At 73.7% G+C, this 24,126-nt stretch carries 21 protein-coding genes; 14 read left to right on the top strand and 7 right to left on the bottom strand.

Translation table 11 applies throughout. From position 1 onward, the window contains the following. The first annotated feature begins 103 nt into the window (after positions 1-103). From ACZ6O2_RS25815 to ACZ6O2_RS25800, 4 genes are all read left to right on the top strand, one after another. The gene (locus ACZ6O2_RS25815; protein ID WP_350711402.1) at positions 104-808 is read left to right on the top strand and encodes a beta-ketoacyl-ACP reductase; all 705 of its coding nucleotides are present in this window, start codon (positions 104-106) and stop codon (positions 806-808) included. A 35-nt stretch (positions 809-843) separates the two neighbouring features. Beyond that, complete coding sequence (gene fabI / locus ACZ6O2_RS25810) at positions 844-1,611, top strand: enoyl-ACP reductase FabI (protein WP_350711400.1); 768 nt, start codon at positions 844-846, stop codon at positions 1,609-1,611. A gap of 108 nt (positions 1,612-1,719) precedes the next feature. Continuing rightward, on the top strand, positions 1,720-2,778 hold the full coding sequence (locus ACZ6O2_RS25805; protein WP_466024625.1) for a ferrochelatase: 1,059 nt from the start codon (positions 1,720-1,722) through the stop codon (positions 2,776-2,778). 118 nt (positions 2,779-2,896) lie between these two features. After that, positions 2,897-3,676, top strand: a complete 780-nt coding sequence (locus ACZ6O2_RS25800) for an HAD-IIA family hydrolase (RefSeq protein WP_350711397.1) — start codon at positions 2,897-2,899, stop codon at positions 3,674-3,676. 60 nt (positions 3,677-3,736) lie between these two features. Here the strand turns inward: ACZ6O2_RS25800 and ACZ6O2_RS25795 are convergent, their stop codons facing one another. After that, the gene (locus ACZ6O2_RS25795; protein WP_357459003.1) at positions 3,737-4,531 is read right to left on the bottom strand and encodes a hypothetical protein; all 795 of its coding nucleotides are present in this window, start codon (positions 4,529-4,531) and stop codon (positions 3,737-3,739) included. Positions 4,532-4,730: 199 nt separating this feature from the next. Here ACZ6O2_RS25795 and ACZ6O2_RS25790 point away from each other — a divergent pair, with 199 nt between their 5' ends. Then, the gene (locus ACZ6O2_RS25790) at positions 4,731-5,543 is read left to right on the top strand and encodes a DUF3097 domain-containing protein (RefSeq protein ID WP_466024624.1); all 813 of its coding nucleotides are present in this window, start codon (positions 4,731-4,733) and stop codon (positions 5,541-5,543) included. 24 nt (positions 5,544-5,567) lie between these two features. On the opposite strand, the gene ACZ6O2_RS25785 is transcribed toward ACZ6O2_RS25790, so the two are convergent. After that, positions 5,568-6,884 carry a serine hydrolase domain-containing protein gene (locus ACZ6O2_RS25785; protein WP_466024623.1) on the bottom strand — a complete coding sequence of 439 codons (1,317 nt, stop codon included), beginning with the start codon at positions 6,882-6,884 and terminating at the stop codon, positions 5,568-5,570. A gap of 106 nt (positions 6,885-6,990) precedes the next feature. Here ACZ6O2_RS25785 and ACZ6O2_RS25780 point away from each other — a divergent pair, with 106 nt between their 5' ends. The 4 genes from ACZ6O2_RS25780 (at position 6,991) to ACZ6O2_RS25765 (ending at position 11,917) form a co-directional block, all read left to right on the top strand. Continuing rightward, positions 6,991-7,464: an NfeD family protein gene (locus tag ACZ6O2_RS25780; RefSeq protein ID WP_350711390.1), complete on the top strand. Its 474-nt coding sequence runs from the start codon at positions 6,991-6,993 to the stop codon at positions 7,462-7,464. 4 nt (positions 7,465-7,468) lie between these two features. Further along, positions 7,469-8,575, top strand: coding sequence for an SPFH domain-containing protein (locus ACZ6O2_RS25775; RefSeq protein WP_350711388.1), 1,107 nt, complete (start codon positions 7,469-7,471; stop codon positions 8,573-8,575). 148 nt (positions 8,576-8,723) lie between these two features. Then, a complete protein-coding gene (locus ACZ6O2_RS25770; RefSeq protein WP_466024622.1) occupies positions 8,724-9,527 on the top strand; it encodes a hypothetical protein in 804 nt (267 codons plus the stop codon). A gap of 176 nt (positions 9,528-9,703) precedes the next feature. Further along, on the top strand, positions 9,704-11,917 hold the full coding sequence (locus ACZ6O2_RS25765; RefSeq protein WP_466024621.1) for a transglycosylase domain-containing protein: 2,214 nt from the start codon (positions 9,704-9,706) through the stop codon (positions 11,915-11,917). 6 nt (positions 11,918-11,923) lie between these two features. Here ACZ6O2_RS25765 and ACZ6O2_RS25760 read toward each other — a convergent pair whose 3' ends face one another. From ACZ6O2_RS25760 to ACZ6O2_RS25750, 3 genes are all read right to left on the bottom strand, one after another. Next, entirely contained in the window at positions 11,924-13,537 is a 1,614-nt protein-coding gene (locus ACZ6O2_RS25760; RefSeq protein ID WP_466024620.1) for an IS200/IS605 family accessory protein TnpB-related protein, read from the bottom strand. Further along, on the bottom strand, positions 13,530-14,105 hold the full coding sequence (locus ACZ6O2_RS25755; RefSeq protein ID WP_466024619.1) for an IS607 family transposase: 576 nt from the start codon (positions 14,103-14,105) through the stop codon (positions 13,530-13,532). The genes ACZ6O2_RS25760 and ACZ6O2_RS25755 overlap by 8 nt, the downstream gene beginning before the upstream one ends. Positions 14,106-14,412: 307 nt before the next feature. Beyond that, positions 14,413-15,033: a dTMP kinase gene (locus ACZ6O2_RS25750; protein ID WP_466024642.1), complete on the bottom strand. Its 621-nt coding sequence runs from the start codon at positions 15,031-15,033 to the stop codon at positions 14,413-14,415. Between the two features lie 149 nt (positions 15,034-15,182). On the opposite strand from ACZ6O2_RS25750, the gene ACZ6O2_RS25745 reads away from it, so the two are divergent. The 3 genes from ACZ6O2_RS25745 to ACZ6O2_RS25735 all read left to right on the top strand — a co-directional run bounded on the left by ACZ6O2_RS25745 (position 15,183) and on the right by ACZ6O2_RS25735 (position 18,536). Beyond that, a complete protein-coding gene (locus ACZ6O2_RS25745) occupies positions 15,183-15,746 on the top strand; it encodes a dihydrofolate reductase family protein (RefSeq protein WP_466024618.1) in 564 nt (187 codons plus the stop codon). A 57-nt stretch (positions 15,747-15,803) separates the two neighbouring features. Beyond that, complete coding sequence (locus ACZ6O2_RS25740; protein WP_466024617.1) at positions 15,804-16,613, top strand: TrmH family RNA methyltransferase; 810 nt, start codon at positions 15,804-15,806, stop codon at positions 16,611-16,613. 75 nt (positions 16,614-16,688) lie between these two features. Further along, a complete protein-coding gene (locus ACZ6O2_RS25735) occupies positions 16,689-18,536 on the top strand; it encodes a PucR family transcriptional regulator (RefSeq protein ID WP_466024616.1) in 1,848 nt (615 codons plus the stop codon). A gap of 121 nt (positions 18,537-18,657) precedes the next feature. On the opposite strand, the gene ACZ6O2_RS25730 is transcribed toward ACZ6O2_RS25735, so the two are convergent. Then, the gene (locus ACZ6O2_RS25730; protein ID WP_466024615.1) at positions 18,658-20,007 is read right to left on the bottom strand and encodes a MurL-like N-terminal domain-containing; all 1,350 of its coding nucleotides are present in this window, start codon (positions 20,005-20,007) and stop codon (positions 18,658-18,660) included. A 90-nt stretch (positions 20,008-20,097) separates the two neighbouring features. Between ACZ6O2_RS25730 and murD the strand changes: the two genes are divergently transcribed. Further along, a complete protein-coding gene (gene murD, locus ACZ6O2_RS25725; RefSeq protein WP_350711372.1) occupies positions 20,098-21,447 on the top strand; it encodes a UDP-N-acetylmuramoyl-L-alanine--D-glutamate ligase in 1,350 nt (449 codons plus the stop codon). A 109-nt stretch (positions 21,448-21,556) separates the two neighbouring features. On the opposite strand, the gene ACZ6O2_RS25720 is transcribed toward murD, so the two are convergent. After that, positions 21,557-22,534 carry a hypothetical protein gene (locus ACZ6O2_RS25720; RefSeq protein ID WP_466024614.1) on the bottom strand — a complete coding sequence of 326 codons (978 nt, stop codon included), beginning with the start codon at positions 22,532-22,534 and terminating at the stop codon, positions 21,557-21,559. Between the two features lie 269 nt (positions 22,535-22,803). Between ACZ6O2_RS25720 and ACZ6O2_RS25715 the strand changes: the two genes are divergently transcribed. Next, complete coding sequence (locus ACZ6O2_RS25715) at positions 22,804-24,111, top strand: aspartate aminotransferase family protein (RefSeq protein WP_466024613.1); 1,308 nt, start codon at positions 22,804-22,806, stop codon at positions 24,109-24,111. The last annotated feature ends 15 nt before the right edge of the window (positions 24,112-24,126 follow it).

Below are 24,126 nucleotides of genomic sequence, written 5' to 3'. Positions count from 1 at the left end.
CCGTGCGTCGTGACCCGGCCTGACGTGCCCGCCGTTAGCGCTTACCTGCCGGTAACGCCTAGGCTCCGACCGACCGGGAGATCACTGAACAGAGGGGGGACCCGTGGCCCGTACCGTCCTGGTGACCGGCGGCAACCGGGGGATCGGCCTGGCGATCGCGCAGGCCTTCGCCAAGCAGGGCGACCGGGTGGCGGTGACCCACCGCAGCGGCGACGCCCCCGAGGGGCTGTTCGGGGTGCGCTGTGACGTCACCGACTCCGACTCGGTCGACGCGGCCTTCACCGCCATCGAGGCCGAGCTGGGGCCGGTCGAGGTGCTGGTCGCCAACGCCGGCATCACCGACGACACGCTGCTGATGCGCATGTCGGAGGAGCAGTTCACCCGCGTGCTGGACACCAACCTGACCGGCGCGTTCCGGTGCGCCAAGCGCGCCTCGACCAAGATGCTCCGCGCGAAGTGGGGCCGGATGATCTTCATCTCCTCGGTGGTCGGCCTCTACGGCGGCCCCGGCCAGGTCAACTACGCGGCGAGCAAGGCCGGGCTGGTCGGCGTGGCCCGCTCCATCACCCGCGAGCTGGGCAGCCGCAACATCACCGCCAACGTGGTCGCGCCCGGCTACGTCGAGACCGACATGACCGCCGCGCTGCCCGAGGACCGCAAGACCGAGTACCGCAAGGTCATCCCCGCCGGCCGCTTCGCTCAGCCGGACGAGGTCGCGGGCGCGGTCACCTGGCTGGCCGGGGACGCCGCGGGCTACATCTCCGGCGCCGTCATCCCCGTCGACGGCGGCCTCGGCATGGGTCACTGACAGCGGTCACTGAAGAACTACGGAGGAATCCCTGTATGTCCGGACTGCTCGCCGGTAAGCGGCTGCTCGTCACCGGCGTCATCACCGACGCCTCGATCGCCTTCTCGGTGGCGAAGCTCGCCCAGGAGAACGGGGCGCAGGTCGTGCTCACCGGCTACGGCCGGCTGTCCCTGGTCGAGCGGATCGCCAAGCGGCTGCCCGAGCCGGCGCCGGTGATCGAGTTGGACGTGGCCAACGCCGAGCACCTCGCGGGGCTCGCCGACCGGGTGCGCGAGCACGTCGACGGGCTGGACGGGGTGGTGCACTCGATCGGCTTCGCCCCGCAGAGCTGCCTCGGCGGCGGCTTCCTCGACGCGCCCTGGGAGGACGTGGCGACCGCGCTGCAGGTCTCCACGTACTCCTACAAGTCGCTGGCCATGGCCGCGCTGCCGCTGATGTCCGCCGGCGGCGCGGTAGTCGGCCTGACCTTCGACGCGACCAAGGCGTGGCCCGTCTACGACTGGATGGGCGTGGCCAAGGCCGGGCTGGAGTCGGCCTCCCGCTACCTGGCGCTGCACCTGGGCAAGCAGGGCATCCGCAGCAACCTGGTCGCCGCCGGGCCGCTGCGCACCATCGCCGCCAAGTCGATCCCGGGCTTCGAGCAGTTCGAGGACGCCTGGACCGAGCGTGCGCCGCTGGGCTGGAGCCTCACCGACCAGGAGCCGGCCGCCCGGGCCTGCCTGGCGCTGCTGTCCGACTGGTTCCCGGCCACCACCGGCGAGATCGTCCACGTCGACGGCGGCTACCACGCCATCGGCGCCTGAGGCGTCAGGAGGCCCCTGCCGTCACCTCCGGTGAGGCAGGGGCCTCCTGACCGGGCAGGGCGAGGGGCCCTTGCCCGGCGGGGACCGCCGACCGGGAAGAATGGCCCCATGGCGTACGACGCGGTGGTCCTGGTGTCCTTCGGCGGGCCGGAGCGGCCCGAGGACGTGATGCCGTTCCTGCAGAACGTGACCCGGGGGCGGGGCGTGCCGCCGGAACGGCTGGCGGAGGTCGCCGAGCACTACCAGCACTTCGGCGGCGTCTCCCCGATCAACCAGCAGTGCCGCGAGCTGCTCGCGGCGATCCGGGAGGACTTCGCCGCCCACGGCGTCGACCTGCCCGTCTACTGGGGCAACCGGAACTGGGATCCGATGCTCGCCGACACCGTGGCGCGGATGCGTGACGACGGCGTCCGGCACGCCCTGGCGTTCGTCACCAGCGCCCTCGGCGGCTACTCCTCCTGCCGCCAGTACCAGGACGACATCGCCGCCGCCCGGGCGGCGGTCGGCCCGGACGCCCCGCTGATCGACAAGATCCGTCAGTTCTGGGACCATCCCGGGTTCGTCGAGCCGCACGTCGACGCGGTACGGGCGGCGCTGGCGCAGCTCGACCCGGCGAAGCGGGACAGCACCCGGCTGGTGTTCACCGCCCACTCGATCCCGAACTCGATGGCCGCCACCGCCGGCCCCCACGGCGGCCGGTACGAGGCGCAGCTCGCCGAGGTGGCCCGGCTGGTGCATGCGGCGGCCGCCCCGGACCTGCCCTGGGACCTGGTCTGGCAGAGCCGTTCCGGCCCGCCGCACGTGCCGTGGCTGGAGCCGGACGTGAACGACCACCTCGGCACGCTGGCCGAGGCCGGCACCACCGGCGTGGTGGTCAGCCCGATCGGGTTCGTCTCCGACCACCTGGAGGTGGTGTGGGACCTCGACACCGAGGCGCGCCAGACGGCCAGGCAGCTCGGCCTGGACTTCGTCCGGGCCGCCACCCCGGGCACGGACCCGCGGTTCGTGGCGATGGTCCGCGAGCTGGTCCGGGAGCGGACCGAGCCGGACGAGGTGACCCTGCGCCGCCGACTCGGTGACCTGCCGATGTGGGACACCTGCCCGACGGTGTGCTGCGTCCCCGCCCGCCGTCCCGTCGCCCCGACCCCGGGGCGGCCCGGCTCCTGACCGCCGCCCCCGGCCTCGGCGGCCCGACTCGTGACGGCCGCCGACCACCCCGGAATCCCGACTCCTGACCGCCGCGCCGGCTCCGCCGGCGGCCCCGACACCCCTGGAACGAGTGACGATGCAGGACCGTAAGCCGGTGGAGAGCTGGCTGACCGACATGGACGGCGTGCTGGTGCACGAGGGCCAGCCCGTGCCCGGCGCGCCGGAGTTCGTCTCCCGGCTGCGCGCCTCGGGCAAGCCGTTCCTGGTGCTCACGAACAACTCGATCTACACGCCGCGGGACCTGCAGGCCCGGCTGAGCCGGATGGGCCTCGACGTGCCCGAGCACGCCATCTGGTCGTCCGCGCTGGCCACCGCCCAGTTCCTGGCCGACCAGCGACCGGACGGCACCGCGTACGTGATCGGGGAGGCCGGGCTGACCACGGCGCTGCACGCGGTGGGCTACGTGCTGACCGACTACGCGCCGGACTACGTGGTGCTGGGGGAGACCCGCACCTACAGCTTCGAGGCGATCACCAAGGCCGTCCGGCTGATCAACGACGGGGCCCGGTTCATCTGCACGAACCCCGACGTGACCGGGCCGTCGGTGGAGGGCGCGCTGCCGGCCGCCGGTTCGGTCGCCGCGATGATCTCGAAGGCGACGGGGGTGGAGCCGTACTTCGTCGGCAAGCCCAACCCGATGATGATGCGCTCGGCGCTGAACACGATCAACGCGCACTCCGAGACGACCGCCATGATCGGCGACCGGATGGACACCGACATCCTCTGTGGGCTGGAGGCCGGCCTGGAGACGATCCTGGTGCTGACCGGGATCAGCAGCCGCGCCGAGGCGGAGCGCTACCCGTACCGCCCGTCGCGGATCGTCAACTCGGTGGCCGACCTGGTCGACGAGGTCTGACGCGCGGCCGCCGCGCGCCCGAGGCCGGCCACCCGCCCGCAGCGGTACGCCCGCCCGGCGTCAGGGGCGCAGCGGGGCGTTGCAGGCGGCCACCAGGGCCTGCCGGCAGGCGGTGGTCAGCGGGCGCAGCGCGGCGTCGCGCTGCTGGGCCTCGTAGTTGTTGATCGCGCCGCCCGGCGCGGCGTGCCCGGCCAGGGCGAGCACCCGGTCGAGCACGGCGGCCCGGGCGAAGAGCCGCCGGGCCCGCGGGTCGAACCCGGGCGGCAGGTCGGTGGCGCCGTTGGGCCGGCGCAGCTCCTCCAGTGCCCCGGCCAGCTCGGGTCGCCACTGGGCGACGTCCAGCCGGGTCAGCGCGGCGGTGGTGTGGTGCAGGGCCGCCGCCAGCTCCGCCTCGGCCTCGGCCGCGCCGGGCAGCGCGAGCGACGCGGCCGGGGCGTCGGCCGGCAGCGGGTAGACCCGCCAGAGCACCGTCTCGAAGGTGTCGCCGGAGCCGGACGTGTGCGTGCGCACGTGCGGGATCAGGCCGAGGCTGCCCGCGACGACCGCCTCGCCGGCCAGCAGCGCCGCGCCGGCGAAGTCGCCCGGGCCGGGCAGCCCGCGCGGATCGCCCGGTGCGGGCAGCACCAGGCGGATCTCGTCCGGCGAGAGCTTCGCCAGGGTGGGCAGCGCCTGCGGCAGCGGGACGTCGGTCCAGGTGCCGGGCGCGTCCGCGACCAGGTGCTCCTCGTCGCCTGCGATGGCCTCGGCGACCTCGTCGAAGGGCACCAGCCCGGCGCGCCACGCGCGCACCCAGGCAACGAACCGGCTGGACCGGCGCGGCGCGAGAGTGGCCGCGCCCGCTGCGGGGGTGGACATGCCGAAAGGGTACGTGGTCATCGCCGCCCCTGTCTCGACTGCCGCTCCGCCCGTCCCCCGCCATGCCGATCATGCGGTGGTGTGGACGGAACGCCGAACCGCGCGGCGTGTGCGGGCGCCACGACGGCACCGTCGGCGTGCCGGGGGCGTCGCGGCGTGTCGGGTGCGGACGCGGGGGCGGGCGATTAGCGTGATCTCCATGGGGCGGCGGTATGCGGACGACGTGCTGGCGGGGGACTGGCGGCGACGGAAGGTCACCCCCGAGGTGGACGCCGAACCGGACCTCGTGGTCGAGGACGCCGACTCCGGCTTCTGCGGCGCGGTGGTCGGCTTCGAGGCCGGCGCGGTGGTGCTCGAGGACCGGCACGGCCGGCGGCGCAACTTCCCGCTGCTGCCGGCGGCGTTCCTGCTCGACGGGGAGCCGGTGACGCTGCGCCGGCCGACGCGCGCCCCCGTCCCGGCGGCCCGCCGGCGCACCGCCTCCGGCTCGATCGCCGTGGACGGGGTCCGCGCCCAGGTCGCCAAGGCCAGCCGGATCTGGGTGGAGGGCATCCACGACGCGGCCCTGGTCGAGCGGATCTGGGGCGACGACCTGCGGATCGAGGGTGTGGTGGTGGAGCCGCTGGACGGCATCGACGCCCTCGACGCCGAGATGCGCGCGTTCGCCCCCGGCCCGGGTCGCCGCCTCGGTGTGCTGGTCGACCACCTGGTCCCCGGCTCCAAGGAGAGCCGGATCGTGGCGAAGGTGACCTCCCCGCACGTGCTGGTCACCGGCCACCCGTACGTCGACGTGTGGCAGGCGGTCAAGCCGGCGGCGCTGGGCATCCGGGCGTGGCCCGTGGTGCCGCCGGGGCAGCCGTGGAAGGAGGGGGTCTGCGCCGCGCTCGGGGTCGCCGAGCCGGCCGACATGTGGCGGCACATCCTGTCCCGGGTGGACAGCTTCGCCGACGTGGAGACCCCGCTGATCAACGCGATGGAACGCCTGATCGACTTCGTCACCGAGCCCGCCTGAGCGTGGTTGCGGCCGGGGCTGTGGTCAGGGCTCCTGGTCGGGGGTGCGGGTGAAGACGAAGGTGGCGATGTCCAGCGCCACCGCCCGCCCCGCCTCGTCGCGCAGCACGGCGAGGATCTCGCCGTTCTCCGGGCCGGAGCGGCCCCGCCAGCGGTCCGGTCCCTCCGGGGCGAAACAGCTGATCCGCTCCCCGCGCACGTGCGCCACCAGGCCGCCCGTGGCGGCGTCCCAGGTCAGGTCGACGGGCACCCCCATCCACCACCAGCGGCCGGCGAGCTCGGCGGTCCCGGCGGGCGGGGCGGCGGCATTCGGCCGCCAGGGCCGCGGCAGCGCCGGCTCGGCGTCCAGCACGGCGGTGAGGATCCGCTGCGCGAGCCCGCCGATCCCGCCGCTGCGGAAGCCGTACGAGTTGGCGAAGCCGATCACGGCCGTGCGGGACGGGCGGTGCACGGTCAGGGCGGCCACGTAGCCGGGCATCGAGCCGCCGTGCCCCACGTACACCCGCTCGCCCTCCCGGTAGAGCTCCAGCCCCAGGCCGTGCCCGCCGGTCCACGAGTCGAGGTCGCTGATCACCACGGGGGCGCACATCTCGGTCAGCGTCTCCGCCGCCAGCACCTCGGGCGCCGGGTCGGCCAGGAAGGCCGCCCACCGGGCCAGGTCCTCGGCGGTCGACCAGAGCTGCCCGGCCGGGGCCATCGCCCCCGTGTCGGTACGCGGCTCCTCCCGCAGCGTGTCGTGCCACGGGTGCACCACGTAGCCGCGGGCGAACGGCTCCGTCGCCGCGTACGTCGTCCGGCGCATGCCGAGCGGCGCCAGGACACGCTGGCGGAGCAGCTCGGCCCACGGCGTGCCGGTGATCCGCTCCAGCACCCCGCCGAGCAGCCCGTACGCCAGGTTGGAGTAGTGGTAGAACCGGTGCGCGGGGTAGGCGATCTTCGCGGCGGTGACCCCGGCCACCAGGGTCTCCAGGTCGACGCCCTCGGCGCGTTCCCACCACGGCCCCTCCGGCTCGCGCTGCAGCCCGCTGGCGTGGCCGAGCAACTGCCGCAGCGTGAGCGTGCCGACGGCGGTGCCGGGCAGGTGCTTCTCCAGCGGGTCGTCCAGGGCCAGCCGGCCGGCGTCGCGCTCCTGCATGACCAGGGTCGCGGTCATGGTCTTGCTGATCGACCCGAGCCGGTACTGCAGGTCGCCGTCCGGGCGCGGGTGCTCGCCGGCGGTGGCGAGGTGCGCCAGCGCGCCGTCGCGTACCACGCCGATCACCAGGGACGGCGTCCGGCCGGCGGACTGCGCCTCGGCGACGAGAGTGTCGACGTGGCGGGCGGTGTCGGGCAGCAGGGACACGGACGCTCCTCCCTCCGGGCCCGGTGGGGCGGGCCGCTGGCGTGCCGCCGAGCTTACTGATCTTCGGGGGTGGGCCGCGCGTGCATTGTCGTGTCACGATCGTGTGGTGGACGCCGTGCTGTGGATCGTGCTGGGTGTGGTGCTGGCGGTCGCCGAGATCTTCACGACGACGCTCTTCCTGATCATGTTCGCGGCCGGGGCCTTCGCCGCCGCCGGGGCCGCGGCGCTCGGCGCGCCGGTGGGCGTGCAGGCGATCGTCTTCGCCGGGGTGTCGGCGCTGACGGTGCTGGGCGTACGCCCGACGCTGCGCAGGCACCGGCGCTCCGCCCTGGAGAGCGGCGAGCAGCCCTTCGGCGTGGAGGCGATCGAGGGCAGCACGGCGCTGGTGCTGGAGCGGATCGACGCCGGGCAGGGCATGGTCAAGATCGACGGCGAGCTGTGGCAGGCCCGGTCCTACGACGCCAGCCAGGTCTTCGCCCCCGGTGAGCGGGTGCAGGTGATCCAGGTCCGGGGCGCCACCGCCCTGGTCTGGCGGGACGACGTTTCCCCCTCCGACGAGCTACCCGAAGCGAAAAGGTGAGTACATGGAACTCGTGATCCCGGTCCTCTTGATGGCCGTGGCGCTGATCGGGGTGGTCACCCTGGCCAAGGCGGTGCGGATCGTGCCGCAGCAGCGCCAGGACGTGGTCGAGCGGCTGGGTCGGTACAAGCGCACCCTGAACCCGGGGCTGAACCTCCTGGTCCCGTTCATCGACGCGGTCCGCACCAAGGTCGACATGCGCGAGCAGGTGGTCAGCTTCCCGCCGCAGCCGGTGATCACCTCCGACAACCTGGTGGTCTCGATCGACACGGTGCTCTACTTCAAGGTCGTCGACTCGGTCCGCGCCACGTACGAGATCTCGAACTTCCTCCAGGCCATCGAGCAGCTCACCGTCACGACGCTGCGCAACGTCATCGGCTCGCTGGACCTGGAGCGGGCGCTGACCAGCCGCGAGGAGATCAACCGGCACCTCTCCGGCGTGCTGGACGAGACCACCGGCCGGTGGGGCATCAAGGTCACCCGGGTGGAGATCAAGGCCATCGAGCCGCCGCCGAGCATCCGGGACTCGATGGAGAAGCAGATGCGCGCCGAGCGGGACCGCCGGGCGGCGATCCTGAACGCCGAGGGGCACAAGCAGTCGCAGATCCTCACGGCCGAGGGCGAGAAGCAGGCCGCGGTGCTGCGCGCCGACGGTGACCGGCAGGCCCGGATCCTCCAGGCCGAGGGCCAGGCCAAGGCGATCCGGACGGTGTTCGACGCGATCCACCAGGCCAACCCGAGCCAGAAGGTGCTCGCCTACCAGTACCTCCAGGCCCTGCCGCAGATCGCCAACGGCACCGCGAACAAGGTCTGGATCGTCCCGGCCGAGCTGACCAAGGCCCTCGAGGGGATGGGCGGCGCGCTCGGCGGGCTGAGCCGGATGGTCGGCGACGAGCCGGCGCCGGAGGCGGCCGGCAGCGCGAGCGAGGTGGAGCGCGAGGCGGCCGAGGCGGCGCAGGCCGCGGCGGCCGCCGCCCAGCAGATCCACGACGAGGTACGCGTCGCCGAGGCACAGGCCACCGGCGGCAAGCCGCAGGGGCTGCCGGCGCCGGAGCCGGTCTCGCCGGCGAGCCTGCTGAACGACCCGGCCGACCAGCGCGAACGGGGCTGAGCGGCGCGGGCCGACGAGCCCGGAGAAATGTGAGAAGTGCTCATGGGGCGCTCCGGCGCCTGCCACCATCGGTTCTAGGACGGGTGGTGACCAGGCATCGGGGCGCCCCGGCGCGTCCCGCACCGCTCGCGGACGAGCGAGGTGACGCATGAAGGATCCGGCGAAGCGGGTGTGGTCCTCGGCCCCGGTCCCGGGCGCGCACGACCCCACCGGGCCGCTCGGCAGCCGGCGTACCGGCGGGGGGTTCGGGGTGCTGCCGTTCGTCGGGGAGCCGACGCCGGCCGGGCCGGCCACCAACGCCAGCTGGGCCTGGTCGCTGCGCCGGTTCGCCCGGGCCGCGGTGTGGCTGCTCCCCGCGTACGCCGTGCTCTACGGCGTCGTGGCGATGGCCAGCGACGGCGGGGTGGGCAACGACCCGTACCCGGCCGACGGCCGGCCGCTCTACCTGGTGGGCTGGGTGGCGTCGGTCTGGCTCGGGCTGCTCGCCCTGCTGGCGCTGACCGGGCTGCTGGCCGCGACGCGCAGCCGCCGGGTCGCCGTCGCCGGCCTGCTGGTGTCCATCGCCGGCACGGTGCTCATGCTGCCCTTCGCGGGCCTGGCGGAGCAGACCCCGGTCTTCGGCACCACCGCCCGCGGGCTCGTGCTCGTCGGCGCCACCTGCTACACCCTGGGCTGGCTGCTGACCGGCTGGTCGGTGGCCCGGTCCGGGGCGTTCAGCATCGGCGACGGCACGATGCTGATGATCGCCGCCCCGCTGCTGGGCCTCGGCGGCGCGTTGATCGGCTCGTTGCAGACCTTCGGTGCGATCTTCGTGCTGATCGCCGGCATCGGCATCGGCTACCGATCCGGGCGCCTGGTGCCCCGGGACATCGCGCGCGACGCCGCCAGCGCCAGCCTCGCCACCGCCGCGCCGAGCGGCCCGGGCCCGAACGGCCCGCTGGCCACCGGCTGATCCCCTCGCCGGCCGCCCTGGTCGTCCCGCCGCGGCTCCGGCCGGCGGGACGCATGGGGCGGCGGGGGACGCCGGGGCCGCTGGGATGGGAAGTCGCTGGCAGCGGGCGGTGAAGTTGCTGACAGGAGGCCCGCGGGGGTGGTCGGTTGGCGGCTTTCACGGCAATCCTGGGGACCATGGCCCCACCCCGCTCGCCGCTGTCGCGGCTGTTCACCGTGCTGCTCGCCGGCGTGCTCGCCGGCCTCGTCCTGGCGGTCGCCGCGCTGCCGGGCAACCTGCTGCTCGGGTTGGGCGCCAAGGCGGCCCTGGGTTCGTACGCCGCGCTGCCCGAGGCGCTGCGCACCCCGGCCACACCACAACGCTCCTACCTCTACGCCAACGACGGCAAGACACTCATCACCACGTTCTACGACGTCAACCGCACCGACGTCGCGCTGGACGAGATCGCCCCGGTGATGCGGCAGGCGATCGTCGCGGCCGAGGACCGGCGGTTCTACGACCACAGCGGCGCCGACCTGCGCGGCCTGCTCCGGGCGCTGGTGGCGAACGTGTCCGGCGGCGGCACCGCGCAGGGCGGCTCGACGCTGACCATGCAGTACGTCCGCAACGTGCTCAAGACCGACCCGGGCCGCACGGCCGAGGAGCGCGCCGCGGCCACCGAGCAGACCATCGGGCGCAAGATCCAGGAGATCCGGTACGCCACGGCGCTGGAGCAGCGCCTGAGCAAGGACGAGATCCTCAACCGCTACCTGAACATCGCGTACTTCGGCTCCGGGGCGTACGGCATCGCGGCGGCCAGCCAGCGCTACTTCGCCAAGGCCCCGGCGGACCTGACCCTCGGCGAGGCGGCCCTGCTCGCCGGACTGGTGCAGTCGCCGGAGGCGTACAGCCCGATCGACGGCGACGCGGACGCCGCGCTGGAGCGCCGCGGCTACGTGCTGGACGCGATGGTCGAGACCGGCGCGATCACCGCCGACCAGGCGGCGCGGGCCAAGGCCGAGAAGCTGGCGCTCAAGCCCACCGCGCAGCCCAACGGCTGCACCGCCGTCGCCGAGGGCCACGACGACTGGGGCTTCTTCTGCGACTACCTGCGGCAGTGGTGGCTTGCCCAGCCGGCGTTCGGCGAGAGCGTCGAGGAGCGCGAGCAGGCGCTGCGCCGGGGCGGCTACACCGTGGTGACCTCGCTGGACCCGCAGGTCCAGGCCACCGCGCAGAAGCAGGCCACCAGTGTCTACGGGTACGGCAACAAGCGTGCCCTGCCCATCGCCGCCGTCGAGCCGGGCACCGGCCGGGTCCTCGCCATGGCGGTCAACCGGCACTACAGCCTCGACGCGAACCCGGACGGGCAGCCCAACCACCCGAACACCGTCAACCCCCTGATCTCCGGCGGCGACAGCGTCGACGGATACCAGGCCGGCTCGACGTTCAAGCTGTTCACCATGCTCGCCGCGCTGGAGGCCGGCAAGCCCCTCGCGACCGGCTTCGACGCGCCCAGCCGGCTGCCCACCCGGTACGCGGCCGAGGGCGAGGGGAGCTGCGAGGGCCGGTGGTGCCCGGCCAACGCCAACCCCGAGTGGATGGACGGGTACCGCATGATGTGGGACGGCTTCGGCCGCTCGGTGAACACGTACTTCGTCTGGCTGGCCGAGCAGGTCGGGCAGGAGAAGGTGGTGGAGATGGCGCAGCGCCTCGGCATCACCTTCCGGGCCGACGCCGACGCCGCCTTCGCCGAGGAGGACGCCGCCAACTGGGGCTCGTTCACCCTCGGCGTGGCCGCCACCACGCCGCTCGACCTGGCCAACGCGTACGCCACCGTGGCCGCCGAGGGGACGTACTGCACGCCGCTGCCGGTGGTCTCGGTGACCACCCCCGACGGCGAGCGGGTGCCGGTCGGCGCCCCGTCCTGCCGCCGGGTGCTCGACGCCGACGTGGCCCGGGCCGCCACCGACGCGGCGCGCTGCCCGGTGGGCCAGCAGTCCGCGTTCGGGCATTGCAACGGCGGCACGGCCACCTCGGTGAACCGGATCCTCGACGGCCGCCCGGTCGCCGGCAAGACCGGAAGCTCGGAGCGGAACGCGACGGAGACGTTCGTCGGCTTCACCCCGCAGGTGGCGGTCGCCGGCATCGCCGCCAACCCGGACGACCCGACCGACTCGGTGGGCGCCGCGGTGCAGGCCAAGGTGATCGACGCGGTCGCCCGGGTCATCGTCACCGCCGTCGACGGGCAGCCGGAGAAGGCCTTCGCGGCCCCCAGCCGCGAACTGGTCGGCGACCCGCGCCGCCCGGTGGAGCGCCGCCCGGCCGAGGAACGGCAGCCCACCGACGAGCGGCGGCCCTCCGACGAGCAGCGCCTCTCCGACCTGCGGCGCTGGCTCCAGGGTCGCGGCTGACCGTTCCTAGAGACTGAGCATGGGTTGCACAGGCTCAGTCGCGTGCCCCGGACGGTGTTGGGCGCGCTGGTCTCCCGCGTTCGCTCCGCGTCCGGCGCCATCGGATCGTGTCCGTGGTCCGGGAATGTGGGGGCGGGTTCCCTCACGTCCTCGGGTGCCTGGTCCGGTCTGGGCGGTCCGATGCCCGCGATGATCGCTCTGGTCGTTGCGGGGCGGTGTCGTCCGTCGCCGGATCGGGTGTCCGAGGGCGCGTCGTCCTATCGCGACGCTGGCGGCGTCGTGACGGGTGGGTTTGCGGTTGGTGCTGGTCAGGGGGCGCTGCCAGTGCTGGGCGCCCCATTTGGAGGTGTAGGCGGGATCGACAGCGACGATGGTGATGCCGAACTCGGCTGCCATGCTGACGAGTCGGGACCGTAGCTTGGCCACGGGCATGCCGGAGATGAGGTTGCGGAACCGTTTGCGGCGGCCGTGTTTCTCCCGCGTTTTCTGCGCTGTGAAGTCGAGGTCTTCGATCGCGATGTTCAGCCCGTGCCGCTTGGCCCAGTGCAGAAGCCGGATCAGGGCGTGTCGCACCTGTGCGTCACGATGGTCCGCGTTACCTGACAGGTCGTAGGTGAAGCGGCGCGGCTCACCCACGGGATTGCCGTGCTCGTCGAGTCGCCAGGCGGCGAGGTGGTCGGCGTTGGTGTCCACGCCGATGATCCCGTTCACCCTGGCGGCGGTCAGTGGCATGGTCCGGGCTGTAGGGATCGTCCACGAGGCGGTCAGGTACCAGCGGCGCCGGTCCACGTCTTCGTGGATGCGGTACGCCACCGCCCGGTTGGCGGTGATGCGGTCGCGCCAGGTATCGCCACGGTGTGGGAATGACACCTTCGCGGCGAGCACGTACCGGCCGTGCTTCGCGTTGGTCAGGTGTGCCAGCGGGGCGGGGAGTTTGATGGAGACCTCGCCGCCGGGGGTGACGCGGATCGTCTCGTTGCCGTACCGCTTCCCTGACTCGCCGTCGGCCTGGAGGAACCGCCGTTCGGCCTCCCACCGCTGCCGCCACTCGGCTTCGGTGAGCTGCGCGGCGTCGAGGTGCTGACGGTTACGCAGCAGCCGCTTCCCGCCCCGCACGACACGGACCCGACCCGTGGCGCGGTCGTCGCGCTCACGCTCGAGCCGGTCCTGGAGCACATGCAGGCGCCGGGACTTGGTGAACCATTCCTGTGCGCTGCGGTAACCGCCCGGTGCCCGTTTGCTGCCCTTCTCGCCGAGCGGCAGCGACAGTCGGTGCGCGATCGTCTTGATACCGGCTTCGAGACCTTGGATGTGGGCGAGCTGGGCGCGGCGCGACAGCGCCCACTGGTCGTGCGTGGCTTTCGTGATCGCCCCGGCCCAGCGGGAGGACGACTCAGCCGTCAGGGCACGTTTCCGCTCGGCCCAGGCGTCGGTGTCGTGGTCGAGGCCGGTCCCGCATCGGGCCTTGAGATCCTTCCCGGCAAGCGTGCCGAGATGGCCGCCGACCAGCCGCAGAACCTTCTCATCCTCGCCGGTGAGGCCCTTGAGCCGGTCGCGAATCGCGACACCGGACGGACCGGACGCGACGAACGGAGCATCGATCCGCCGCAGATCAGCCATGCTGCGCGGCCTCCAACGCCTTGCGCGCCCGATCACGAGCCGACCGGCGGCCGTACAGGCGAGCGCAGAACGAGGTCAACACCTCCACCATGTCCCGCACCAGATCGTCGGCAACCTCACCGTCATCCAGGACGACCAGCCGACGACCATGCGCGGACAAAGCAGCCTCCACCAACTCCACATTCATCCGCCCAAGGCGGTCCTTGTGCTCCACCACCACCGTCGTCACATCCGGATCGGCGAGGAGCCGACAGGCCTTACTGCGGCTGCCGTCCATCCCGGAACCGACCTCCGCCTCCACACGCACGACACGGTGACCAGCCTTCACAGCCCACACCGACAACCGGGCAACCTGCCGCTCCAGATCAGACCTCTGATCAGGGGAGGACACACGGGCATACAAGCCCAACCCACCGACAACTTCCGCAGTGGAGTTGGCCTCGACGTTCACCAGAATCGTGCGCGGCCCGACACGCTGAGCAGGCACGGGAAGCGTCCCGTTACGAAACCAGCGATACGCCGTGTGAGGACTAATCCCCTGCGCACGCGCCCACTCAGTCAGATTCACGCGAAGACCATAACACCACTGTTGTAACCTCATGCACGCTTATGCACACTCACCCGAAAGCAGTTCCGACCCCTGTCGAACTGCCCCACCCCATAGGACCACCCCGGCGGGCGCACGGCTTCGGCGCGTCGGCCGGCTCCGATGACGCTTCGCCGTTGCCTTCTGCCCCATCTGTGGGGGCAGATCGACAGGGCCACGACCGGGACGTCGGCCGGCCATGATGTCGATGACCGAGCCGGTCCTGGTGCCGCCCACGAGTCGCCCACCAGTCGACCGGGGACGGGGCGGTCAGTCTGCCTCGACGGGGTCAGTCGGAGCGGGCGACGGTCGTCCGCACCGCCGGGTCGAGGACCGTGCGCACCACCCGGTCGACGGCGGCGCGGACCTCGGCCGGCCCGCCGTCCGCGTCGACGACGGTGAAGGTGCCGAACTCCGGCAGCTCCCGGTAGCCGGCGTCCAGGGCGCGCAGATAGGGCAGCTCCTCGGTGTCGATGCCCCGGGCCAGCACCCGCTGCTGCGCCCGCTCGGGCGAGACCGCCAGGAAGCAGACCAGGCTCGGCGGCGGAAAGATCCCGTACGCCAGGCGGACCAGCCGCCCGCCCCGGTCGCGGCGGACCCGCATCACCACGTACTGGCACCAGGACCACCGGTCCATCACCGCCGTCCGGCCCGTCAGCCGGGACACCAGCACCGCCCGGGCGATCGCGAGCCAGCGTACGGTCGCCTCCAGCGCCGCATAGCCGGTGCGGCCGAACAGGTGCGGGCCGTCCCGGCGGCCCAGGGCGTTAGCGAGCCGGTTCCACAGCGGCTGGCCGCCGGCGTTCTCGAAGTAGGTGGCCGGCACTCCCGCCGCGCGGAGCCGGCCGGCCAGCGCCTTCGCCTGAGTGGTCTTCCCGGCCCCGTCGATGCCGACCAGGGCGATGATCATCGGGCGCACGAGCGGCACGTTAGCGGCGGCGGGCAACCCGACGAAGGAATCCTGGAAAAATTCGGCCGGAGCTGTCGGATCCGGCGACGCCGCTCCGACCACCTGGCGAGAACGCCCACGACGGGCGTCCGACACCAGGAGGAACAGCCGTGCGGAAGATCGTCTATGGGGTGCACCAGTCGCTCGACGGGTTCATCGAAGGGCCGAACGGCGAGTTCGACTGGCCGGAGATGGGTCCGGAGCTGTCCGCGTACTCGCTGGAGCAGTGCGACCGGTCCGGCGCCTTCCTCTACGGCCGCAAGGTCTGGGAGTTCATGGCCGCCTATTGGCCGCAGGCGGAGTCGATCTCCGACCACCCGCACGACCTCGCCTTCGTGCCCATCTGGCGGCGGACGCCGAAGGTGGTGGTCTCGCGTACGCTCACCGAGGCCGACCACGGCGTCCAGGTGGTCGGCGGCGGCGACCTCGGCAAGGAGGTCACCGCGCTCAAGGAGCAGCCGGGCGGCGACCTGCTGCTCAACGGCGGTGCCGACGCCGCCGCGGCGCTGACCGAACTCGGCCTGATCGACGAGTACCAGATCTTCGTGCACCCGGTGGTGCTCGGCGGCGGCAAGCCGGTCTTCTCGGTCACCGGGCGGCTGAACCTCCGTCTCGTGGAGTCGCGGACCTTCGACGGCCGGTCCGTGCTGCTGCGGTACCACCGGGCCGGCTGAGGCCGGCCTGCTGCTCCTTCCGTCGGTCGTCGTCGGCGCGTCCGGCAGAATCGTGCGGTGCCCATCCACCAGATCACCGACCCCGACGACGAGCGGATCGCCGACTACCGCGCGCTGACCGACGTCGAGCTGCGCACCCGCTGGGAGCCACCTCACGGCCTGTTCATCGCCGAGGGTGAGCTGGTGCTGCGCCGGGCGCTGCGGGCCGGCTACCCGGCGCGGTCGTACCTGGTGGACGCCAAGCGGGTCGACCAGCTCGCCGACCTGGACATCGGCGACGCCCCCGTCTACGCGGCCACCCCGGACGTGCTGCAACGGGCCACCGGCTTCCACGTGCACCGGGGGGTGCTGGCGTCGTTCCGGCGCAAGCTCCTGCCGGCCGCCGCCGAGGTGCTCGCCGCCGCCCGCCGGGTGGTGATCCTCGAGGACGTCAACAACCACACGAACCTGGGGGCCATTTTCCGGGCGGTCGCCGCGCTCGGTGTGGATGCCGTGCTGCTCTCCCCGACCTGCGCCGATCCGCTCTACCGGCGCAGCGTCCGGGTCAGCATGGGGGAGGTCTTCGCGATCCCGTACGCGAAGCTGGATCCCTGGCCCGACGCGCTCGCCGACGTCCGCGCGGCCGGCTTCACGGTGCTGGCGATGACCCCCGCGCCGGACGCGGTGCCGATCCAGCGGCTCGACGCGGCGCAGCGGGCCCGTTCGGCCCTGCTGCTCGGCGCCGAGGGGGCGGGGTTGACCCGGGCGGCGATGGACGCCAGCGACGCGCGGGTGGTGATCCCGATGCGCCGCGGCGTCGACTCGCTCAACGTCGCCGCCGCCACCGCCGTGGCCTGCTGGGAGCTGGGCCGCGACGACCCGTGGTGAGGGCGGCGAGCCGCCCCGTCACCTGCCCCGGGCGGACTGTCGAGAATCGGCGTCACCGACGGTAGCGTGTCGCCCGTGTTCCCTACCGTCCGTGAGGTCCTCGCGTTGGACCCCGTCCGCCACGGCGCTCCTCGCCTGGTCGCCGGGGACGCCGGCCTCGACCGCCCGGTGCGCTGGGTGCACGTGGCGGAGGTGCCCGACATCGCCACCCTGCTCGGCGGCGGCGAGCTGGTGCTCACCACCGGCATCGGGCTGCCCGCCGACGACGCCGGGCTGCGCGCCTTCGTCGGCGACCTGGCCGACGTGGGGGTCTCCGGCCTGGTCGTCGAGCTGGGTCGCCGGTACGTCAGCGGGGTGCCCCGGGTGATGGCGGCCGTCGCCGAGCGGCGCGGGCTGCCGCTGGTGGAGCTGCGGCGGGCCACCCCGTTCGTGCGGATCACCGAGGCGGTGCACGCGCTGATCGTCGACGCCCAGCTCACCGAGCTGCGGGCGACCGAGGAGATCCACCAGCGCTTCACCGAGCTGTCGGTGGAGGGCGCCGGCCCCGGTGAGGTGGTCCGGCAGGCCGCCGAACTGTCCGGTTGCCCCGTGGTGCTGGAGAACCTCTCCCGGCAGGTGCTCGCGTACGACCCGGCGGGGGAGAGCGCCGAGCTGCTGCTGGACGGCTGGGAGCAGCACTCCCGCCGGATCCGGCCGTCGGGGCGGACCGCGTACGACGCGGACAGTGGCTGGCTGGTGACCACCGTCGGCGCCCGGGGGCACGACTGGGGGCGGCTGCTGCTGCGGTGGCCGGGCGGGGGCGACCTGGCCGCCGGCCGGCGGGTGCTCGACCCGGCGGCCGAGGTCGGGGTGGGCGTCGCCGGTGCCCCGCCGGCCGGACCGCCCACCCGGCTGACCATCCTGGTCGAACGCGCCGCCTCGACGCTGGCGTTGGGCCGGCTGATCCGGCGCGACGCCGAGGGACTGGAACGGCAGATCCACCGGACGCTGCTCACCGCCCTGCTCGACCACTCCCGCCCGGTCGACGAGGTGGCCCTGCGGGCCCGGGCGCTCGGCGTGGTGCTGGAGCGGCGGCACCTCGTCGGCGTGGTGGTCCGGCACCGGGCCGACGACCCGGCGGGGGAGGGCGGCCCGGCCGGCGAGGCCGGACACCCGGGCGACCCGGGCGCGGGCGACCCGGAGTCGGGTCCGGCGCGGCTGCGCGACCTTGCCGAGGCCGTCGGCCAGGCGCTGCACGAGGCGAGGCTGACCGGGCTGACCAGCGCCGTCGACGACCATGCCGTCGGCGTGCTGCTCGCCCTGCCCGACCCGGCCGCCGAGGAGCGGGCGCTGGCCGCGTTCGCCGCCGCGTTGCGCCGGGGCCGCTCCGACACCGCCGCGCCGGCCGATCGGGTCGGTGTCGCCGCCTCCGGACGCCTCGACGGCCCGCCCCGGGACGTCCCGGGCAACGGCGCGGCCCGGCCGTCGTCGGGCGGCGCGGTGCTGATCGCGGCCGGCTCCGGGGTGGGCAGCCTGCGGGAGGCGCGCCGGTCGCTGATCGAGGCCCGGCAGGTCGCCGACGCCGCCCGGCGGGACCGGCGGGACCTGCCGATCTTCCGGTTGCCGCACGTCGGGTTGGCCGGGCTGCTGCACCTGCTGCGCGACGAGCCCCGGGTGCAGACCTTCGTCGAGCGGGAACTGGGCGCGCTGCTGACGTACGACGCGCAGCACCCCCGGGAGCACCTGCTCGGCACCCTGCGGGCGTATCTGGAGCAGGGCCGGAACAAGTCGGCGGCGGCCGCCGCGGCGCACCTGTCCCGGCCGGCGTTCTACGAGCGGTTGGCCCGGATCGGCCGCGTGCTCGACGTCGACCTCGACTCGGTAGAGGCCTGCCTCTCCCTCCACGTCGCCCTGCTGGCCCTGGACGCCATCCGCACCCCCTGACGGTCGTCGCCGACCACGCCGTTGATCATGAGGTTGTTGCACCCCGCTCGGTTGTCGCGGCAACAACTTCATGATCAACGGGGCGTGGCCCGGGGAGGGCGGGGGGCTGGGGAGGACGGGGTCAGGTGAGGGCGGTGAGGGCCTTGGCGTACGGCGGGGGGACGTGGTTCGGGCCGCCCGGGGTGAAGACGTCGGAGTTGGCGGCGGCCGACCAGGCCGTGGTCGGGACCGCGTCGACGAGGGCGCGGACGACCGGGGCGTCGCGCCACTCGTCCTGCTCGGCGAGCAGGCTCAACGCCACCACCGACTCCTCCACCTCGCCGACGCACTCGAACGGCTTGTGCCCGTCCACGCCCAGCAGCTCCCGGTAGCCGGGCACCTGCGCGGGGTCGGCGAGCAGGTCGCCGCCGAAGATGTGGGTGATCCGCTCGCGCGACATGAACGGCGCCATGGCCAGGAAGACGAACCGGCACTTCGGGCAGTCGCGGCACCAGCGTTCGCTGGCGTCGCGCAGCTTGAACGCGGCGTTGCAACTGGTCACCACGTCGTCGTAGCGGTCGATCTCGGCGAACAGCCGGGCGATGTGCAGCTCGGACAGCGAGCGCAGCAGCGAGAAGTACGGCTCGGTCAGCCCGGCGTGCTCGGCCAGCGCCGCCCGCAGCAGCCCTTCGGCCTCCACGCCCTTGGACCACTGGTGGTTGATCTCGTGGCCGTTCCAGACCAGGTTCGGGTCCGAGGCCGACCGCTCGTTGGACATCACCACGGGGCCCAGCCCGTGCAGCACCGCGGTGGCGACCGCGATCAGCGAGTTGATCGCGGTGACCGGGATGTGGCCGTTGAGCGCCCCGGCGGCGTTCAGCTCGAACAGCACCGGGTCGATGCGCCGCCGGGCGGCGAGCGGGGTGAGCCCGGACGCCTCGTTCACCGAGACGATCACGTGGTTGGGGTTGACCGAGAACGGCACCGGGTCGAACCCGGCCCGACGCAGCGCCTCCAGGCTGACGATCGAGTCCTTTCCGCCGCCCACCGCCGAGAGCGGACGCCGGTCGGAGTCGTCGTACACCCGGGCCGGGGAGACCGTGCCGGCCGGCACCTCCGGGCGCAGCTCCAGCACGTGCGGCAGCTGGTTGCGGTACGCGTACTCCGCGAGGCCCTTGGTGTAGATGGCGGTGACCAGCTCGGTGGCGGCCGCGCCCAGCGGCGCCGGCAGCACCACGCGGGGCGGCGCGGCGGCCTTGTAGTAGCTGACCCCGGCGGCCACGTGCAGCAGCTCCAGGACCCGGCCGAGGGCCGCCACGGTCTCGTCCGACGGCGGCGCGTCGGGCAGCGGAAGGGTGATCACCTCGGTGAACCGCTGCTCGCCGTCGGGGCCGGTGAGGGCGTAGTCGAACAGGACCTCCCCGGTGGAGAGATCGATCGAGTAGGACGGGAAGGTGAAGGCGTCCATCCGCCGGAGCTGCTCGTTGGGCACACGCCATACTAGGCCCTGGTTCGTCCGGCCGTGTCCGGCTGCGCCGGACCCGACCCTGCCTCGCCCGCCGACACCCCCTGAGGAGAGCCTGTGCGCCTGTCTGACCTGCGCGGACGTACCGTCGCCGTCTGGGGCGCCGGTCGGGAGGGCCGGGCCGCCGTGACCGCGATCGCCGCGCACGGCCCGGCCGATTTGGTCGCCGTCGACGACAGCGCCAACTTCCTCAGTCTGCCCTGGGAGGGGGCGCTGGCCGAGGCGGCGCCGCTGGTCACCGGCGAGGACGGCTTCGCCCGGCTGGCCGCCGCCGAGGTGGTGGTCCGTTCGCCCGGCGTGCCGCAGACCCACCCGTGGCTGGTGGAGCTGCGTCGGCGTGGCGTGACCGTCACCCAGGGCACGGCCCTGTGGATGGCCGACCACGCCGAGCGCACGGTCGGCGTCACCGGCAGCAAGGGCAAGAGCACCACCTCCAGCCTGATCAGCCACCTGCTCGCCGCCGTGGACCGGCCGAACGTCTTCGGCGGGAACATCGGCGTGCCGACGTTGGACCTGCCGGAGGCGGAGCTGTACGTGCTGGAGCTCTCCAGCTACCAGTGCAGCGACCTGACCGACTCGCCGCGGGTGGCGGTCGTCACCGCTCTCTTCCCCGAGCATCTCGACGCGCACGGCGGCGAGGCCGAGTACTACCGGGACAAGCTCAACCTCCTCGCGCACGGGCCGCGTACCGTGGTGGTCAACGGCGCCGACCCGCGACTGGCCCTCGAGCTGGGCGACCGGGCGGCCGTGCGCGCCGGTCTGCCCGACACCGCCCACGTGGCCGGCGGCTCCGACGGCACGCCCTGGTTCCACCTCGGCGACCGGCCGCTGTTCCCGCGTGCGGTGCTGCCGCTGGTCGGCCGGCACAACGAGGGCAACCTCTGCGTCGCCCTCGCGGTGCTCGACGCGCTCGGCGTCGACGTGGTGGCCCGCAAGGACGCCCTGGCGGTGGCGGTGGCGGGGTTCCAGGGGCTGGCCCACCGGCTCACCGAGATCGTCGACCCGTCCGGCCTCACCTTCGTCGACGACACCCTCGCCACCAGCCCGTACGCGGCGATGCACGCGATCGACGCGTACGAGGGGCGGCCGTTGACGGTGATCGTCGGTGGCACCGACCGGGGGCTGGACTACACGCCGCTGCGCGAGCACCTCGCGGAGCGCGAGATCACCGTGATCGGCATTCCGGACAGCGGCGCCCGGATCGTCGAGGCGCTCGCCGGGCTGCCGAAGGTACGCGCCGAGGTGGTCGACGACCTCGTGGACGCGGTCCGGCTGGCCCGCGGGCTGACCCCGGCCGACGGGGTGGTGCTGCTCTCCCCGGCCGCGCCCAGCTACGGGCGGTTCCGCAACTTCGAGCACCGCTCCGAGGTCTTCGCCCAGGCCGTCCGGGACACCGCCGCCGGCTGACCGCCGAGGCGCGGAGCGCACGTCCCGGCACCCGGCGCCTGGTATTCCCGGCACCCGGCACCCGGCACCCGGCGCCTGGTATTCCCGGCACCCGGCGGCCGGCGGCTGGTCAGGTCGCGACGAGGGCGGCGTGCAGGGCGCGCATCGACCGGATCGCCGAGCGGATCTCCTGGAGGTAGCGGCCCGGGGTGAGGGTGGGCTCGGGCAACCCGGCCAGGTCGGGCAGGGCCGGGTCGACGCCGACGGTCTCGATCCCGCAGCCGTACGGCACGGCGAGGGTGCGCAGCGCGTCGCAGTGCTGGAACGGCACGTAGATCGGCGCGGTCACCATGAGCACCGGGTCGCCGGTGCGCAGGTGGACGTGCTCCGCCCAGAACCGCTGGGTGTCGGCGGTGTGCGCCCGCCGCCGCGCGGGATCGCTGGACGGGGCGGCGAGCACCCGGACCGGCGGCCCGCCGGCGGGCCGGTAGGTCCGCGACGACCAGGAGTGGTGCGGATGGCCGCCGTCGTGACCGTCCTCCTCGGCCGGGGCGGCCATCCCGAACTCGCGTCGCACCGCCGCGTCCAGGGCCTCCACCTCGGTGTCGCAGGGCGGGACGCCGGCCGCCGCCAGCCCCGCGCGCTCCACCTCGGACAGGGGGCGGAAGCTGCCGAGCACGGCCACCTCGCCGGCCACGCGGGTGCCGGCGCGCAGCAGGTGCGCCGCGTACGCGACCCGGCGCTGGCAGGCGTTCGACAGCCCGCCCAGCACCACCAGGTGGGCGTACTCGGACCGGGCCGGCGGCACCGGGTGGACCAGGCCGAGCGCGGCGGCGGCGCCGAGCACCAGGCCGGCGGTGGCCGGGTCGAAGGCGGGTTCCCGGGCGTCGGGGCGCTCCCGGCCGCCCCGGAAGTCCCAGTGCCGGGCGGAGAACTCGTCGAGGCCGGCCAGCACGGCCGCCAGGTCCCCGCCCGGCCAGTCGCCGCCGAAGTGCCCGACCAGGGCGCGTAGCGGCGCCGAGTCCACCCAGGCCCGTACGCCGGCCGTGATCTCCCCGGCGCCGGTGCCCGCCGCACCGGTGGGCAGCGCCACCTCCCCGATCCGCACCGCCGGATCGTACCGGCGGCCGGGTGCCGGAGCCGGTAAGGACGGCGCGTCATCGTGGACCCGGCTCACGGGATGCGGAATGAGTCGTGTCAGCCCGCATCGGCCACCGAAAACCGGGCGCCGGTCCGTCCCGGCCCCGGAAACCGCAGCACCGGGGTTGACGCGCTGTCAGGCGGGGACCGCCGCTGCGCTACACAGTGACAGTTGTCCCTGCCGCCCGGTGATGAGAGCGTGCGGGTTACCGCCAACGCCGCTGAGAGGGTGCGACGATGACCGCCGACGATCTGCTGGCCCGGCACCGGGCCGTGCTCCCGTCCTGGATGCCGCTCTACTACGACGAGCCGATCGAGCTGGTCTCCGGCTCGGGCCGCCGGGTCACCGACGCTCGGGGACGCACCTACCTGGACTTCTTCGGCGGCGTGCTCACCTCGATGGTCGGTTACGACATCCCGGAGATCCGGGAGGCGGTCGAGCGGCAGATCCGCACCGGCATCGTGCACAGCTCCACGCTCTACCTCATCCGGCAGCAGGTCGAGCTGGCCGAGAAGGTCGCGCGGCTCTCCGGCATCCCGGACGCGCGGGTGTTCTTCGCCAACTCCGGCACCGAGGCGAACGAGGCGGCGCTGCTGTTCGCCACCAACCACCGCCGCTCGGCGCAGATCCTCGCGGTGCGCAACAGCTACCACGGCCGGTCGTACGCGACGATGGGCGTGACCGGCAACCGCGGCTGGTCGGCCAGCGCGCTCAACCCGCTCCAGGTGGCCTGGCTGCACTCGGGGGAGCGGCTGCGCGGCCTGCTCGCCCGGCTCGACGAGACGCAGCGCGTCGACGCGGCGGTGGAGGACCTGCGCGAGGTGCTCGCCACCCAGACCGCCGGTGACGTGGCCTGCCTGATCGCCGAGCCGATCCAGGGTGTCGGCGGCTTCGTGCACCCGCCGGACGGGCTCTTCGCCGCCTGGAAGAAGGTGCTCGACGAGCACGGCATCCTGTTCGTCTCCGACGAGGTGCAGACCGGTTGGGGGCGCACCGGCGAGCACTTCTGGGGCTACCAGGCGCACGGCGTCACCCCGGACCTGCTCACCTTCGCCAAGGGCATCGGCAACGGCTTCGCCCTGGCCGGCGTCGTCGGCCGGGCCGAGGTGCTGGAGTCCGTGCCGGCGATCAGCTTCTGCACGTTCGGCGGGAACCCCGTCTCCACCGCCGCCGGCAACGCGGTGCTGGACTACCTGCTCGACCACGATCTGCAGGCCAACGCGGCCCGCACCGGCGCGATCCTCGCCGACGGCCTGCGCGCCGCCGTGGGCGGTCTCGACTGCGTCGCCGAGGTACGCGGCAAGGGGCTGATGCTCGGCGTCGAGTTCGTCCGTCCGGGCACCGCGGAGCCGGACCCGGCGCTGACCGTCCGCGTCCTCGAGGCGTGCCGGGCGGGCGGGCTGCTGGTCGGCAAGGGCGGCCTGTACGGCAACGTGCTGCGGATGGGTCCGCCGCTGACGCTGACCGAGGACGAGGCCCGCGAGGGCCTGGCCGTCATGGTCGACGCCATCCGCTCCTGCGCCGCGGCGACGGTGGCGGCGTGACCGCGGCGATCGGCG

The sequence above is a fragment of the Micromonospora sp. NPDC048040 genome, from assembly GCF_055587185.1.
This window is presented reverse-complemented; position numbering and strand designations above follow the sequence as displayed.